General features: G+C 69.8%; 9 protein-coding genes and 2 pseudogenes. 3 read left to right on the top strand and 8 right to left on the bottom strand.

The genetic code is table 11. From position 1 onward, the window contains the following. Nucleotides 1-108: 108 nt before the first annotated feature. The 3 genes and pseudogenes from BJ964_RS49580 to BJ964_RS29840 all read right to left on the bottom strand — a co-directional run. Nucleotides 109-804 (bottom strand): annotated as a pseudogene (locus BJ964_RS49580) (M28 family metallopeptidase); the annotation flags it as partial. A gap of 27 nt (nt 805-831) precedes the next feature. After that, nucleotides 832-1,536: pseudogene (locus BJ964_RS49575) on the bottom strand (PA domain-containing protein); the annotation flags it as partial. Nucleotides 1,537-1,750: 214 nt separating this feature from the next. Next, nucleotides 1,751-4,396, bottom strand: coding sequence for a PEP/pyruvate-binding domain-containing protein (locus BJ964_RS29840; RefSeq protein WP_203832963.1), 2,646 nt, complete (start codon nt 4,394-4,396; stop codon nt 1,751-1,753). Nucleotides 4,397-4,552: 156 nt separating this feature from the next. On the opposite strand from BJ964_RS29840, the gene BJ964_RS29835 reads away from it, so the two are divergent. Further along, complete coding sequence (locus BJ964_RS29835; RefSeq protein WP_188123786.1) at nt 4,553-5,530, top strand: hypothetical protein; 978 nt, start codon at nt 4,553-4,555, stop codon at nt 5,528-5,530. A 42-nt stretch (nt 5,531-5,572) separates the two neighbouring features. On the opposite strand, the gene BJ964_RS29830 is transcribed toward BJ964_RS29835, so the two are convergent. The 3 genes from BJ964_RS29830 to BJ964_RS29820 form a co-directional block, all read right to left on the bottom strand. Then, entirely contained in the window at nt 5,573-6,577 is a 1,005-nt protein-coding gene (locus BJ964_RS29830; RefSeq protein WP_262479368.1) for a glycoside hydrolase family 26 protein, read from the bottom strand. Between the two features lie 509 nt (nt 6,578-7,086). After that, the gene (locus BJ964_RS29825; protein ID WP_188123785.1) at nt 7,087-7,524 is read right to left on the bottom strand and encodes a hypothetical protein; all 438 of its coding nucleotides are present in this window, start codon (nt 7,522-7,524) and stop codon (nt 7,087-7,089) included. After that, nucleotides 7,521-7,976 carry a MarR family winged helix-turn-helix transcriptional regulator gene (locus BJ964_RS29820; RefSeq protein ID WP_188123784.1) on the bottom strand — a complete coding sequence of 152 codons (456 nt, stop codon included), beginning with the start codon at nt 7,974-7,976 and terminating at the stop codon, nt 7,521-7,523. The genes BJ964_RS29825 and BJ964_RS29820 overlap by 4 nt, the downstream gene beginning before the upstream one ends. Before the next feature lie 283 nt (nt 7,977-8,259). Here BJ964_RS29820 and BJ964_RS29810 point away from each other — a divergent pair, with 283 nt between their 5' ends. Both BJ964_RS29810 and BJ964_RS29805 read left to right on the top strand, forming a co-directional pair. Beyond that, nucleotides 8,260-9,855, top strand: a complete 1,596-nt coding sequence (locus tag BJ964_RS29810) for a cellulase family glycosylhydrolase (RefSeq protein ID WP_229806797.1) — start codon at nt 8,260-8,262, stop codon at nt 9,853-9,855. A 167-nt stretch (nt 9,856-10,022) separates the two neighbouring features. Continuing rightward, nucleotides 10,023-10,547 (top strand): BON domain-containing protein, encoded by a 525-nt coding sequence (locus BJ964_RS29805; protein ID WP_188123783.1) that lies wholly within the window; start codon nt 10,023-10,025, stop codon nt 10,545-10,547. A gap of 45 nt (nt 10,548-10,592) precedes the next feature. Here BJ964_RS29805 and BJ964_RS29800 read toward each other — a convergent pair whose 3' ends face one another. Together BJ964_RS29800 and BJ964_RS29795 are read right to left on the bottom strand one after the other, a co-directional pair. Then, nucleotides 10,593-10,985: an STAS domain-containing protein gene (locus BJ964_RS29800; RefSeq protein ID WP_188123782.1), complete on the bottom strand. Its 393-nt coding sequence runs from the start codon at nt 10,983-10,985 to the stop codon at nt 10,593-10,595. Nucleotides 10,986-11,129: 144 nt separating this feature from the next. Beyond that, complete coding sequence (locus tag BJ964_RS29795; protein WP_203832713.1) at nt 11,130-15,374, bottom strand: LamG-like jellyroll fold domain-containing protein; 4,245 nt, start codon at nt 15,372-15,374, stop codon at nt 11,130-11,132. Nucleotides 15,375-15,515: the final 141 nt, after the last annotated feature.

Below are 15,515 nucleotides of genomic sequence, written 5' to 3'. Positions count from 1 at the left end.
TCCATCGAGAATCCGGCTGTGGCCTCCGGTGGTGAAGCGCCGCTTCACCACCGGAGGGTCGGCTCAGGGGATGGCGGTGGTGTTGAAGGCGAATCTGGCCGTCGAGTCGGCGATGGCGTCGGCGTTGACGTCGAGCGCCGTCAGGTTGATGTTGCCGGTGTTGTCGCAGGCCTGGTGGTAGCAGATGTCGTAGGCGACGCCGGCGGTGCCGCCGAACAGGGTCGCCTCCTCCGGCGTCTTGATGCCTTCGGCGCCGGTGAAGATGCCGCCCGCGGGAATGCCCACCGCGATGAACGGGCCGTAGTCGGAGCGGCCGTCGAAGTCGGTGCCGACGTGGCCGAGTCCGCGGGAGTCGTAGAAGGCTTCGAGCTGCTTCTCGATCTGCGCGGATCCGGGCGGTCCGGCCGGCGAGCCCACCGCGTCGGAGTTGTCGCCGTCGTACAGCTTGTAGGCGTAGTTGGGTGAGGCCACCATGTCGAAGTTGAGGTACAGCTTGATCTTGTCCCGCTCGGCGGTGGACAGGCCCTCGACGTACTGGTCGGAGCCCAGCAGCCCGATCTCCTCGGCCGCCCAGAACGCGAAGCGGACCTTGTTCTTGACCGGGAAGTGCTTCAGCTGGAGGGCGGTCTCCAGGATCGCGGCGCTGCCCGAGCCGTTGTCGTTGATGCCGGGGCCGACTTCCACGCTGTCGAGGTGGGCGCCGACCATCACGACGTTCTTCGGGTTGCCGGTCCGGGTCTCGGCGATCACGTTGTGGTTGGTGCCGAGCGTCAGGGTGGAGTCGACCTTGAGCTGGACGGTGGTCCCGGGGTTGGCGGCGAGTTCGTTGCCGACGGCGAAGTCGGCGAACACCATCGGGATCCCGGCCCGCCACTCCCCGATGTCGAGCGGGAAGGCGTCGGTACGCCCGGGCTGCCCCTCGTTGAAGATGATGATCCCGGAGGCGCCGGCGAACCCGGCGTTGCGGATCTTGGTGGCGAACGCGCACGTGCCGCGCTGGATGAGCGCGATCCGGCCGGCCACGAAGCCGTTGAAGTCGGCGGTCTCGCATCCGCTGTTGGAGGTCGGTGTCGGTGTCGGCGGCAGGGTGAGGTCGACGCCCTGGACCTGCGCTGTCACGTCGCCGGCGGGCGAGGGCTGGAAGGTGTGGAAGTCCTCGTTGGGGACGTAGGTCTTGCTGTTCGGTGCGGTCTGGTTCAGCGTGGGCGGGCTGTTCTCCGTCCACGACTCGACGAAGTTGATCGGGTCGAGCGTGACCTTGTAGCCGGCTTTGCGCAGCTTGTTGGCGACGTAGTCGCGGGATGCGGTGTAGCCGGGCGTCCCGGCCGCGCGGTTGCCGCCGTTGGCGTCGGCGATCTTCTGCAGAGCGTCGAGGTGTTGCTTGGCGTGTGCTCCGGTGACCTGTTTGACCAGGATCTTGGCGAACAGGTCATCGGGTGGGGTGGCGGCGGCCGGCGCCTGCTGGGCGACGAGTAGGGCCAGGGTCGCGGCGACCGATACGACGCCGTAGACCCCCTTACGAGAGTTGATGCGCATGGTTCCCCCGAACGAGATGATCAGATTGATCTCCACGAATCTTCGTGACACGCGTCGCCCGAATGTAACCGCGTTCCCGACGTCAGGGATGGCCCGATCGGGCCTGTTCCGGTGGTCGCTCGGAGCGCATGGGGAACAGGACGACAACCCCGCCGATTGTCGTCCACAGCAGACACTCGTTCGATACGGGACGGGCCCACGATGAGGTTGGTGGTCAGCCGGCGCGGGTGATCAGGCCGGTGGCGCCGTCGACGGTGATCTGCCGGCCGGTGTGCAGGAGTGTGGTGGCGTCGGGGACGCCGACGACGGCCGGGATGCCGTATTCGCGGGCCACCACGGCGCCGTGCGAGTTGGCGCCGCCCATCTCCATGACCAGGCCACCGGCCGTGAGGAACAGCGGCGTCCAGCCGGGGTCGGTGGACGGCGCGATCAGGATCTCGCCGGGTTCGAGGTGGGCGCCGACCGGGTCGAGGATCACCCGGGCCGGGCCGGTGACCGTACCTGCCGAGGCCGGGGTTCCAGCCAGCGCGCCGTCCGGGGCGGCCGGGCGGGGTAGTTCGCGTTCCGGTTCGGTGCCGTCGGACAGCAGCACCCGCGGAATCTGCCGGCGGCGCATCTCCCGGTCGTATTCGGCGCGGCGGGCGGCGACCACGGCGTGCTGGTCGCGGCCGGCGAGCGCGGCGCGGATCTCCGGCAGGTCGAGGAAGAAGACGTCGTCGGCGGTGTCGATCCGGCCGGCGGCGGCCAGTTCGGCGCCGACCGCGGCGTACTGCCGGCGTGCCGCGGCGAGCACGACGACGAAGTAGTACTTCGGGAACTCCCGCAGCCCGGCCAGGGCCCGGGCCCGGTCCAGCGCGAACCGGACGGCACGGCGGCGCAGCCCGCCACGGGCGCGGCCGGTCAGGGTCGCGATCGTCTCCTCGGCCTCGCGGGCCGCGGCCGCGAACACCGCGTCCGGGGCGGCGGCCGGATCGTCGAGACGCTGGTAGTTGAGAAGCACACCGAGCACATGCCGGGGATCCTCGGACCAGCGCGGCAGACCGAGGTCGATCTCGGCGACCGCCCGGTGGCCGTACCGGTCGAGGAAGTCGGCCAGGCCCTGCTGCGCGACCGGCGGCAGCGTGCCGGCGTGGTAGTGGCCGGCCAGCGTGCCGGAATCCGCGCCGAGGGTCTCGCCGGCGCCGCGGATCCGGCCGGCCAGGTGCCACAGGGCCAGGTCCATCTCGGTGGTGACGTTGTTCGGCAGGCCGCGCAGCACGGTCTGCAACTCGCCCGGCGCCAGGTCGGGCACCAGTCGGCCGGCGAGCGCGAGCATGCCGAACCCGGCGAGCGCGGCCGGTGCGGCGATCGGCATGACGGCGGTGAAGCCCTCGTGGACGAGGACCTGTTCGGCCTGGTCGAGCCGGGTGGCGGCGGTGGTGCCGGCGGGCAGGTCGAGGCGGCGGCGGGCGCGGTCGGCCAGGGCGTCGAGGTCACGGCGGACCCGCTGCGGGTTTCGCAGCGCGCGTACGGCGTGCAGGGGCAGCCGGTGCCGGACGGCGACGTCCGCGAGCCGGGCGACGAACGGCAGCACGGAACGCCTGGTGAGCGCGAACTCGGGCCGGTCGAACAGGGACCGCATCACCACGGCGGCGCGCGCCTCCATCACGTCGAACAGCCGTGGCACGATCATCCGGCCGGCCGGGCTGCGCAGGACGCCGGTCAGGTCGACGAACATGCGCAGGCCGGCCTGGGCGCCCGCGGCCGCACCGGCGACCGGGTCGGCCAGCGGGCGGCCGAACAGCTCCGCGACACTGCTGCTGAACAGCCGGAACGTGGCCAGCCCGAGCGGGGTGATCGGCCGGATCAGGCCCTGGGCGAGAGTGACGCACAGGTAGGCGCGCAGGCCGTCCCGGGCGGCGGGCAGCGGGTAGAGGGTGGTGATCGGCCGGGCCTGGGTCAGCCACAGCGTGCCCTCCGGGTCGATGGCCCACTCGATGTCCTGCGGGCCGTCGTAGCTCGCCTCGACCCGGGCTCCGAGGACCGCGACCGCCCGTACCTGTGCATCGGTCAGGCAGGCGCGACCGGTGTCGCCGGGTGTGGTGACATGCTCGACGCCTCCTCCCCGTACCCCTCTGATCGAAGTCTTCTTGTCGCCGAGCCGGCAGTCGCGGATCCTGCCGGTGGCGGTGTCGACCACGAAGTGGTCGGGGTTGACCGTGCCGGACACCACCGATTCGCCCAGGCCCGGGCTGGCGTCGATGACCGCCTCCCGGCGGCGGCCGGTGACCGGGTTGGCGGTGAACAGCACGCCGGCGACCGCCGACTGGACCATCCGCTGGATCACCACGGCGAGCCGGACGGCACCGTGGTCGATGCCGTTCGCGGCGCGGTAGGTGACGGCCCGGTCGGTCCACAACGAAGCCCAACAACGGTGTACGGCGTCGAGCACCGCGGTCTCGCCGACGACGTTGAGGTAGGTGTCCTGCTGGCCGGCGAAGCTGGCGAACGGAAGGTCCTCGGCGGTGGCCGAGGAACGCACCGCGACCGCGTCCATGCCGCGGTACCCGTCGGCGACGGCCGCGGCGACCTCGGCCGGCAGGGGTGCCGCGAGCAGCACCTCACGGGCCCGGCCGGCCAACTCGGTCAGCCGTGGCAGGTCGTCGGGGGCGGTGGCGGTCAGCTCCTCGATGATCCCGGCCAGGCCGGGCGCCGCATCGGCCGCCTGCCGATAGGCGTCGGTCGTCACGCAGACGCCCGGCGGCACCGGCAACCCGGCACGGGCGAGTTTCCCCAGGTTGGCCGCCTTGCCACCGACCTCGGGCAGCATGCCGGCGTCGATGTCGGCGAAGTCGAGCACGAACCGGGACTCCGCGGGCACGGCGAACCTCCTCCGAGCGGGGTAAACCGACCCTAGCCAACGCCGGTCGGCGACACCGCGTCTTTCAGAAATCGACGATCTTCATCGATCCGATACCGCTTCGCCTACCGTATTCCGTAGCGGCGGGGCAGGTGTCCCCGTGAGCGGAGGTGCCGGGTGGTTGACCAGTCCGACCGTCGTCGCGATGCGTCTGCGGAGGTCGCCGTCCCCGAGTTCCGTCAGCGGGTCTTCACCGGCGACCCGTCCAGCGTTCCGGCGGCCGGCCGGCCCACCATTCCCCTTCCGGGACGGCCGGTCTCCCTCGCCGACGCGCCGGCCGCCCCCACCGTGCGGGGCCGCCGGCCACCACCGGACGTGGGGCGGGTCGTGCTCATCTATGAGCAGGTCCGCAGGCCGTGGCGGTTGCTGGGGTTCACGGCCGTACTCGTGTCGTTGACCGTGGGGGTGATTCTCGGCCAGACCGAGGCCTACCAGCAGCCCTCGCCGCGCGCGGCGGCGACCGCGCAGCCCGTCCCTTCCGATGCGATCCCGGCGCCGGTGCCGCTGACCGCCCCGCTCGGCGCGGTCAAGCAGCGGCGGCTGGAGATCACCGGCGCGGCGACCAGCCTGCGCATCCGCACGGCGGCGCTGGGTGAATCGCTGTTCACCGTCGCCGCACTCGACCCGAACGTCGCACCTCAGCTGACCGAATCGGCCGACGGGTCGCTGCTCGCCCTGGCGCCCGGCGCGGTCGTCACGGCGGGCGCGGAAGTGGTGCTCAACTCCACGGTCGCCTGGACGCTCAAGGTCACCGACGGGGTGCGGGAACTCGACGTGGACGCGCGGGCCGGCGGTCTCGCGGGCTTCGCGCTCGCCGGCGACGTCCCGCGCGGCGCGCTGACCCTGTCCAAGCCGAAAGGCACCGTCCCGCTGACGGTCACCGGCACGCTGGGTGAGCTGATCGTTCGCACCCAGGCGGGCGCCCCGATCCGGATACGTCTGGACAAAGGCGCCGGGTCGGCCACCATCAACGGCGCCGCCCGGCGCGACGTCAAGGCCGGCGTCACGCTGCGCGAGACCGGGTGGGCCACCGCCACCGGCCGGTACGACGCCCGCGTCACCACCGAGGTGAAGTCCGTGCTGGTCGAACACTGAAGCCGCCACCCCTGGTGGGGTGGCGGCTCGTGGTGTGTCAGGTCAGCTCAGCTTGACGTTGAAGATCGGGTTGGCGGCGAGCTTCTTGAACGCGGCGAGGCTGGCCGGGGTGCTGTTGATGCTGATGTCCCGGTTGCCCTGGTCATCGGCCTTCGTGTCGAAGTGCACGATCGCCTTGATCGCGGGACGCTTCTTCAGCTGCGGCAGCACACTGTTGTACACCGCCGACTTGTCGGTCTTCTTACCGATCCGGTGATACCCGCCCCACTCGGCGACCATGATCGGCTTGCCCTGGTGCTTGGTCGTCGCCCACTCGTAGAAACCCGGGCCACCGTTCTTCGGCTTACGGTCCAGCAGATCACCGAACGTGCCGTAGTGGTAGTAGCCCTTCTCCACGCTCACGTACGAGTCCAGGCCGATCCAGTCCACGACGTCGTCGCCCGGGTACAGGTCCTTCCACCACGACTGGGCCATCCACCGCTCGTTACCCATGTACGCCATCACGTTCACCACGTTGTCGGCGCCCTGCGCCTCCAGCCGCTGGATGGTGTGCCGGTACATCGCCTTGAAGTCCTTGGCCTCCCAGCCGGAGCCCTTCTTCGGCTTGACGTCGTTCTCCGGCTCGTGGTTGAGCACGAGGAACACGTCCTTGTCGTAGGCCTTGATCCGCTTGGCGAACGCGTCGATCCGGTCGTCCTGCTCACCCTTGGCGACCTTCGCCCACGACGAGCCGTAGGCGATCTTCCAGTTCAGCAGCAGCACCCGCGGGTTCGCCGGATCCTGCGTCATGGCGATCTCGGCCTTGGTCGGGAACTCCTCGTCACCCTTGTGATACGTGTGGAAGATCGTCGCGGTCCGCCCGGACATCTTCTCCCAGTTCTTGTGCTCCAGGTCGCGGGGCTTGCTGGTGAACCCACCAGCCGCACCACCCCACAACACGCCACAGGACGGGACAAGGTTGGCGTCGGTAACACACTTGCTGGCCGGCGCCGCAACAGCGGCAGTCGGCGCCACGACAGCGGTGCCACCCGCGAATACGGCGGTCAAGGCTGTCAGCATCATCGGCAGCTTGGCGCGTCGCAAAACAATCTCCCCCGTTAGTCCGGCCTCGAAGTCGGCCGGGCATGTGAAAGAGATTCCAGGGCGGCAGGTGCACACCAAGTGCCCGAACCGGTGCCACCCGGTTGCGGGATTTCAGACCCCGGGGCGAACGACTCGCCACGGGTAATCGACCAGCAGAAGGCGAGGTTTACCAAACCCGAGCGATCATCGACACGAGCGTGGGGATCATGGAAAGTTGCTGATGCATCTGGCCCCGAGTCCGGCAAGACATGGCAGCGGGCGGCGACGGCCGGGCCGGAGATCCCCGGCGTGGGCGACAGACCTTCCAGACGTACGTGGTGGACGAGTGGCCGCCGAACCACATGATCGAGCTGCGCACCCGGGGAGAACTAGGAGACCGGCCTTCGCCGGGGCGGACTGACCCAGCTGCGACCCCGGGACCGCCGGGGCCTGTGGCAGCTCGATGTCACGCCTGGCAGCGTGGAGCGACCTGGTCATGCTCCATTGATCGCGGCGGGCGTTCGGTGCCGGGCCAGGCCGGCGAGCGTCGCGGTCGTGTAGGCGGCCGCGATGATCGCGAGCATCGGTGCGATGAGCGTGTGCGGGCGCTGGAGGAGGAAGATCGGCACGTCGGCCGGGTAGGCGTATTCGAGGGCGAGACGCATGGTCCAGACGGCGGCCATGGTGGTCGAGAAGACGGGCGACGGCCGGGTGCTGTAGATGAACGAGAGAACGGCAAAGCCGAGCAGGAACGTGCCGATCGCGTAGGTGCCGAGATAGTAGAAGTGGTCCTTGGCCTCGGGGCTCATGCCGTCGGTGGCTGCGATCGGGTAGCCCAGTGTGGGCAGGAAGGCGTGCCCGATCCCGATGGCCAGGACGAGCGTGCCGGCCAGGCGCAGGGACCAGCGCTCGATCCGGTCCCAGGCGTTCACTGGCCGGCCTGCTCGGTGAACGTCTGCGTGATGTCGGACAGGAACCGGGTTACGACCGCGGTTTCGGCGTCGGACAGGCCAGCGGTGAGCCGTTCGGCGCACTCGGCGATGATTGGCCGGGCCTGGGCGGCGACGTCGCGGCCGTCGTCGGTGAGCCGCAGCCGCACGGCGCGCCGGTCGTGCGGATCGGGCTCACGCCGTACCAGATCGCGTTGTTCCAGCCGCGACACCAGACCGGTGATACCGGCGCTGTTGAGGCCGAGCCGCTCGCCGAGCTCGCGTGTCGGGCACGGCTCCAGGAACCCGAGGTGGATTACGGCGCTGACCTGGGCCGCCGGCACGCCGGTGGCCTTCTCGACGCGGCGGGCCACGGCCGTGGTGAGCCGATGGTGGGCGTGCTTGAACTGGAAGAACAGTTCGACGGCGGCGGGCAGCTGTTCGCTATCTCGCATGCGAGGCATGTTACCTCGCATGCGAGGTAACATGCGATGCCACGGCCCTCGCGCCCGCCCATCGGCACGATCGGACACCCGAAGACCTGCGGCCCCGCGGTTTTCGCGGCGACTTCGAGCTGGTCAGGGCCATCGGGGTGGGCCGCTGCGCTTGGAGGGGTCGAAGTGGGTGAATACCTCGGCGGCTTCGTCAGGCATAGTATGCGTAAATCCCCAAGCCTGGCGGAGCGGTCACCCATCCCCCAATGGGAGCGCTCCCGATATCCCCGAAGGAACCATCCCCATGTCTCGAACACGAAAAGTGCTGTCCGCGGCCGCGATGGCCGTGGTCGCCGTCGGCGGTTCGGTCGCGGTGGCGCTGCAAGCGAGCGCCGCCGCCGGCTGCAAGGTCGACTACACGGTGACCAGCCAGTGGCAGGGCGGCTTCGGCGCCGACGTGAAGATCACCAACCTGGGCGACCCGATCACGCAATGGAGTCTCGGGTTCTCCTTCGGCGCGGGGCAGACCGTCACACAGCTGTGGAACGGGTCCTTCACCCAGTCCGGAGCCGCCGTGACGGTGCGCAACGCGTCCTACAACGGGAGCATCGCCACCAACGGCGCCACGTCGTTCGGCTTCAACGGCGCGTTCACCGGCACCAACCCGGTGCCCACCGCCTTCACCCTCAACGGCACGGCCTGCACGGGAGGCGTGACCACCCCGAGCAGTTCGCCGGCCACGTCGCCGTCCACCTCACCGTCGGCGTCCCCGTCCGCGTCGCCGTCCACCTCGACGTCCACCGGGCCGATCACCGGCAACGGCACGCAGCTCGTCGCGGACATGGGCAAGGGCTGGAACCTCGGCAACCAGCTGGAGGCCAACAGCAACGGGATCCCCAGCGAGACGGCCTGGGGCAACCCGGTCGTGACGGCGGCCCTCATCGACCGTGTGAAGGCGGCGGGGTTCAAGACGATCCGCATCCCGGTCTCCTACCTGGGCAAGATCGGGGCCGCGCCGAACTACACCGTCGACTCCGCCTGGTTGAACCGGATCCAGGAGGTCGTCAATCTTGCCCATGACCGTGGACTGTACGTATTGATCAATATGCACGGTGACGGCTACAAGACCATCAACGGCGCCTGGCTCATCTGCGACTCGTCCTCCCAGACGACGATCAAGGAGAAGTACCAGAAGGTCTGGCAGCAGGTGGCGACGAAGTTCCAGAGCTACAGCGGCCGCCTCATCTTCGAGTCGATGAACGAGAACTTCGACGGGCAGTACGGCAACCCGACCCAGCCGTGCTACTCCAACATCAACGCCTACAACCAGATCTTCGTGGACACCGTCCGCAAGACCGGCGGCAACAACACGTCGCGGTGGCTGCTGGTGCCGGGCTGGAACACCAACATCGACTACACCGCGGGCAGCTACGGCTTCACGCTGCCCACCGACCAGTACCGGTCGGCCGCCATCCCCGCCGCCGAGCAGCGCATCATGATCTCCGTGCACTACTACGACCCGTGGGACTTCACCGGCACCGAGAGCGGCACCATCACGCAGTGGGGCCCGGCGGCCACCGACGCGGCGAAGAAGTCGACGTGGGGCCAGCAGGACTTCATGGACGCGCAGCTGAAGAAGATGTACGACGCCTTCGTGGTGAAGGGCTACCCGGTGTTCGTCGGCGAGTACGGCTCGATCGACAAGACGGCGTTCGACTCGACGAACAACAGGTACCGGGCGGACTACGCGCGCACCCTGGTCGCCACCGCCAAGAAGTACGGCGCGGCGACCGCCTACTGGGACAACGGCCACAACGGCCAGTACGGGTTCGCGCTGTTCGACCGCACCTCCGCGACGGTGACCCAGCAGAGCATCATCGACGCCATCATCGGCGCCTGAAACTGTCACAGCGTCGTCATACGACAGGGACAGAATTGCCAAGCCCCGGGTGAACACTCGCACCCGAGGCCAGGAGAAGGGTCTTGATACGCGACGGGTGACGGCGTAGCGGTTCGGGCGCCGGCACCCGTTCGCGAATCAGGCAGAGGCAGACCGCGGAGTTCGATGTGTGGCCCTTACCGTCCGAGGACGGGCACGCCTTCGACCGGAAGGCCCGCCCGGCCACCCGTCCTGACGTGGAACTGACCTGCCGCGTCATCCAGCGCATCCTCGACGATCCCCGGCTCGCCGGTGAACGGATCACGGTCGAGGCGCAGAACGGCGTCGTCACCCTGATCGGCACGGCCACCTCCCCACAGGCCCGGGTGACGGCGGCCGACCTGGCCCGCGCCACACCGGGCGTCACCGACATCTGCAACCGGCTGAAACCGGCCCGCGTCCCGGCGACACCGGGACGGCCCGACCCGTTCGACGAACTCGTCGCCCAGTGGGGCGGCGTCATCGAGCGCCGGCCGATGAGGCTACGACTGCTGCTCGCGGCCGCTGCCGCGACAGCGGTCACCACCGTCTTGGCGCTGGTGCTGCTCCTGCCCCGGTACGGCGGCGTCACCCTGGCGGCCGTGCTGCCCGGCCTGCTGATCACCGTGACGCTGATCCGGGCCGCCCGGCGCCGGTCCCGCACCTCTCGCTGATCTGCCGGGCGGCCGTGCCGGCCGCCCGGGGTCAGGCCGGCCCGATCAGCGGCCGGCGGCGGCGCGCGGAGCCAGCGCCCGCGTGACCGCCTGGGGCACGGTGTCGAAGGTCGTGAAGACCGCGTCGATCCGGGCGGCACGCAGGACCGACAGGAAGAACGGTGGCGCGGCCGCCAGCAACAGGTCACCGCCCTGGCGGAGCGCTGATTGACGGGCGGCGAGCAGCACACCGAGCCCGATGGAGTCGACGGCCCCGATACCGCGCAGGTCCACGATGGCCCAGGGGCACCGGGCGATCGCGGACTCCAGGTCCGTACGCAGTCGGGTCGCCACCGCGAGGTCGAGGTCCCCGATGATCCGGACCACCGATGCGCCGGCCATGGCACGCACCGTGATCCGGGTGCCGTCGTTTTCGCCGATGACCGGAACAGCCCCCATGCTCACTCCTCGCCACACTTGCGCGGATGGTCCTGTTCGAGATTCCCCTCTCCGGTCCGCGGTATGCCGGCGTTTGCATGACAAATGTGTGACGACACGACAGCGCGGGCCCCGGGGTGGATTCCCGGGGCCTCGCCTACCAGCTCATCGGCGGCCGGAGTACAGCTGTGTCACGTGCTCGGCGCTGAGCTCGTAGCCGTACAGCCGGAAGTCGTCGATCAGCCCGTCGAACCTGGCGTCGCCCCAGCTCGTACCCCCGATGAAGTTGGCCGTGGTGTTGCCGCCCACACCGACGTCACCGAGGTTGATCGGGAAGTCCGTCCGGATCGCCTGGAGGACGCCGTTGAAGTAGATCCTTCCGGTGGAGCCGCTCATGGTGAACACCACGTGTGTCCACTGGTTGAGCGGCAGGTCCCGTCCCGAACCGAGCAGGAGCCGCTCCTGTGCGGCCACCCCCGGCGCCTTGAACGTGGCCCCGAATCCGGTGGTCCCGCCGTTCGTGGCCGACTGCAACAGGAAGAACGTGTCCGTGCTGCTGCCGATCTGCACCAGCGGCACCCACGACGGCAGCGTGTCCGGGCGGGCCCAGAACGACACGCTGAACTGCTCGTCGAGTCCGGCGTCGACGTTGTCGGGCAGCCGGATCTGGTTGCCCGAGTCCGCGGCGCCGCCCGGCAGCGACACCGCGCCACCGGTCCGTCCGGCCGTGTTCCAGCCCGTGGTGCCCTGGAGTGTGGCCGCGCCGATCGCCGGTCTGGTGCCCGTGTTGGCGGCGGAGGTGCCGGTGCCCTCGTCGAAGGTGTAGCGCACCGGGACGCCCTCGTTGTACATGGCGGCCACGTCAGCACTGCTCAACGTTGACGTGTACACCCGTACATCATCGATCAAGCCGTCGAAGGCGGCGTCCGGGTATCCGTTGCGGCCCAGCCAGTTGTTGGCGGTCGGGCCGATCGCGGTCATGTCGATCGTCAGGTCGGTACGGGTCGCGATCGCCTCGCCGTTGAGGTAGAGCGTCCCGACCGGACCCTGCCGGGTGAAGGCCACATGGTTCCACTGACCGGCGGTCACGTCCCGGACCGGGCCGGCGTACACCCGCTCCTCCGGGCCGGTCTTCGCCTTGAACGTGGCCGCGAGCCCGGTGCTCCCGCCCGCCTGGGTCTGCATCTGGATCTGGAAGTAGCTTCCGGCGGAGCCGAGCCCGTCACCGATGTGGAACAGGCCGGTCCAGTTGGCCTTCGTGTCCGGGCGCACCCAGAACCCGGTCGAGAAGTTCGCCGCGCCCTGGAGCAGGTTGTCCGGCAGGTCCACCGCGTTGGCGGTGCTGCCACCGGGCAGGTTGACCGCCTTGCCGATGACCCCGTTGGCGGACCAGCCGGCGGTCCCGGTCAGGACGGCGGCTCCCACGCCACCGTTGGTGCCGGTGTTGGCGGCGGTGGCGCCCTGGCCCTCCTCGAACTCGTAGCGGACCGGGATGCCGGAGGTCGGCGGCGGCGGGTCGTCGCCCACGACCACCAGGTCGTCGGCCATGAGGCCGGCGCCGGTTCCGGAACCCTTCAGGGTGAGCGTCTGCGTGCTGGTCGCGGCCGTGAAGGTGCCCACGTAGGTGCCGTAGGCGCCGGTCGAGGGCAGGCTCGTCGTGGCGGTGAGGGTGGCGTTGAGGTCGCCGACGGTCAGTGCGGCCGTCGCCGCCGCGGTCCCGGTCGATCTGCTGTCGCGGGCGTAGCGCAGCGAGACCCGGTACGTGGTTCCCGGTGTCAGGTCGGTGAGGGTGCGCCGGATGTTGCCGGCGTTGCCGAGGCCGAGCTGATAGCCGGTGAGCCCGAGGCCGCCCTGACCGGTGACGGTGCCGCGGGCGAGCTGGACCTGGCTGTCGACCGTCCACGGTGACATCCGGGTGTTGCCCGGGGCGACGTCGACGGTGGCGGGCGGGTTGGCGGTACGCCATTCGGCGGGCAGGCGCGGGTATTCGAACTGGTCGACGACCCGAGGGTTGAGCTGGGTCAGCTTCACCGCGGGGTCGATCTGGAGAATCTTCGCGACCGACGGGGTGCCGTTGGCGTCCCAGACGAACAGCATGTAGGAACCGGGCGGCGCGTACGTGCCGTCGGCCGGCGCGGTGACGGTGACCGTGCCACCGGACTGGCTGAAGGCCAGGTCCTGGAAGTTCTGGTCGTTGTTGAAGCCGTGCGTCACCGAGCCGTTGCGCACCAGGGTGACCCGGGAGACGGTGCCGGAGGCGGTGACGGTGAAGCCGCCGTTGTAGCCGATCTTGGCGGGCGCGGTGTTGATCACCGGGCGCGGGGCCGGCTGGTCACCGTTGAACAGGTACGCCGGGGAGTAGTACTCCACGTCGGTGTAGTTGCGCGGGCCGGGGGTGCCGCCACCGCCCATCATCACGCGACCGTCGGGCAGCAGCAGGGCCGCGGAGTGGTAGAGGCGGGCGTGCTCGTACGGCACGGCGACCTCGGTCCAGTTGCCGGTGTCCGGGTCCCAGATCTCGGCGTTGGTGACGTACCCGCCGTTGCCGTTGTTCTCGCGGGCGCCGCCGGTCACGAGCACGTCGCCGTCGGGCAGCACCGTCGAGGTCGCCCAGTGGCGCTGGTACTTCATAGGTTGGGTCGCCGTGACGACGGGACTGGCGGTGCCGCCGGTGATGTCGACGGTGAAGCCGGCGCGGGCGCCGTCCGGGCCGCCGCCGTTGCCCCACCAGCCGCCGCCGACCTGGAGGATCTTGCCGGGGCGGTACATGGTGGCGGTGGAGGTGGCGCCGACCGGGTTGCCGTTGGCGCCCTGGTCGGCGATGGCGGTGGGCAGGGTGCCGCGCAGCACCAGTTGTCCGGTGCCGCTGTTGCCGGCCGGGTTGAGTTCGAACATCTGGGTGCCGCTGATGTTGAACAGGGTTCCGCTGCCCGGGGCCACGAAGGCCCGGGGGTACCACCAGCGGTTCTCGTCGGCGCCGGCGTGGTCGGATCCGCCGTCGCCGTACGCCGCCGGGCTTCTCGCTCCGTCGAGGGTCTTCCAGCCCGAGCCGGACTGCGGGGTGTAGATCTCCGGGGTGTGCACGCCGGCGCCGCCCGGCCCACCGCGCAGGCTGCCGCCCTGCACGACGATGTCGCCGTTGGGCATGGTGGTGCCGGTCGGGTACCAGCGGGGGTAGTTCATCGGCGCCTTGGTCTGGAGCCCGTTGTTGGTGGTGTAGCTGGTGACGCCGAGGGTGCCGTCGTTGGGGCTGTTGCCGCCGAGGCCGTCGTCGCCGCCGACCGTCATCGTGGAGTGGTCGTGCGGGTTCTGCACCTGCATGGAGCAGAACAGGTCGGCGTAGGTGGTGTTCGGGAGGATGCCGGCACGCAGGTTCGCCAGGTTGCGGGGCTGGGCCGGATCCCAGATGTCCACCTCCATCTGGCCGCCCTGGGTGACCGAGTCGTTGCCGCCCCAGTCGTACGGCGTGGTGTCGTTGCTCCAGCCGCCGACGCTGCCGAACGACTGCACCTTGCCGTCCGAGGTCAGCGACATGTTGATCGGCACGAGCGGCCACGGCGTGACACCGCTCCAGGCACCGTTACGGTCCTTCACCGGCGGCGAGCAGTCCGCGGCGAGCAGCCCGGCCGCGTAGGCGAGGCCGTTCTTCATCTGGGCGAGCATGTAGGCCTCGGAGTAGGCGGTGCCCTCGTGGCCCATCGAGGTGTACCAGGACCGGCCGGAGTCGATCTTCTGGCACCAGGTGACCGGGTGCAGGGTGCCCTGGTGGCCGCCGCCGTAGGACGCCTCGTCGGCCTCGATCAGGGTGCGCACGTTCGGGGCCGGGTTGACCACCCAGTCGTACCACTCGTCGCTGCGGGTGATGGTGGCCGGCACGCCCTGGGTGAGCGGGTGGGAGGCGTCGCGCACCACGGCGCGGCCGGGCCGGACGCCGGGGTTCTCCGGGTGCCCCTCGGAGACCGCGCCGACCAGGCGGGCGTAGAACGGGTTGACGTCGTGCTCGCTCTCACCGACCGACCAGCCGGTGTAGTGCAGGCCCATGAATCCGCCGCCACCGCGGATGTAGGCCTCGAGCGCGGACCGCTGCGCCGCGTTGAACAGCACCCCACCGGTCTGCGCGAAGACCACGGTGTCGCGGGCGGCCAGGTTGGAGGTGGTGAACGCGGCCGGGTCGTCGGTCTCCTGGATCTCGACCGGCTGGTCGTACTGGGTGCCGAGCTGGTTGGCCAGGTCACGGACGGCCTGACGGGCCTGCACGTTCGAGGCGTGGAAGTTGGGCTTGTAGAACAGCAGCACGTTGAGCCGGCCGTCGTCGACGGCAGCGGCCCTGGCCGGCATCGGGGACATCGAACCGGCGGCCAGAAGCAGGGCGAGGAGCACGGCGAACAATCGGGAGCGGGGCACTTTCATGTGGATCCCCTTGAGGTTCGGCAGATATGGCGGGGAGGACGGCCACCGCCATGAGTGGGCTGAACCTAAGACGCTCATGGATATTCAGTCAAGAACCCTATCCATATCCATGAAACAAGAGCTTTATCCGTACGCATATGT

This window comes from Actinoplanes lobatus, from assembly GCF_014205215.1.
GTDB classification, from domain to species: domain Bacteria; phylum Actinomycetota; class Actinomycetes; order Mycobacteriales; family Micromonosporaceae; genus Actinoplanes; species Actinoplanes lobatus.
The sequence above is the reverse complement of the archived record's forward strand: the minus strand, read 5'-3'. Positions and strand labels throughout refer to the sequence as shown.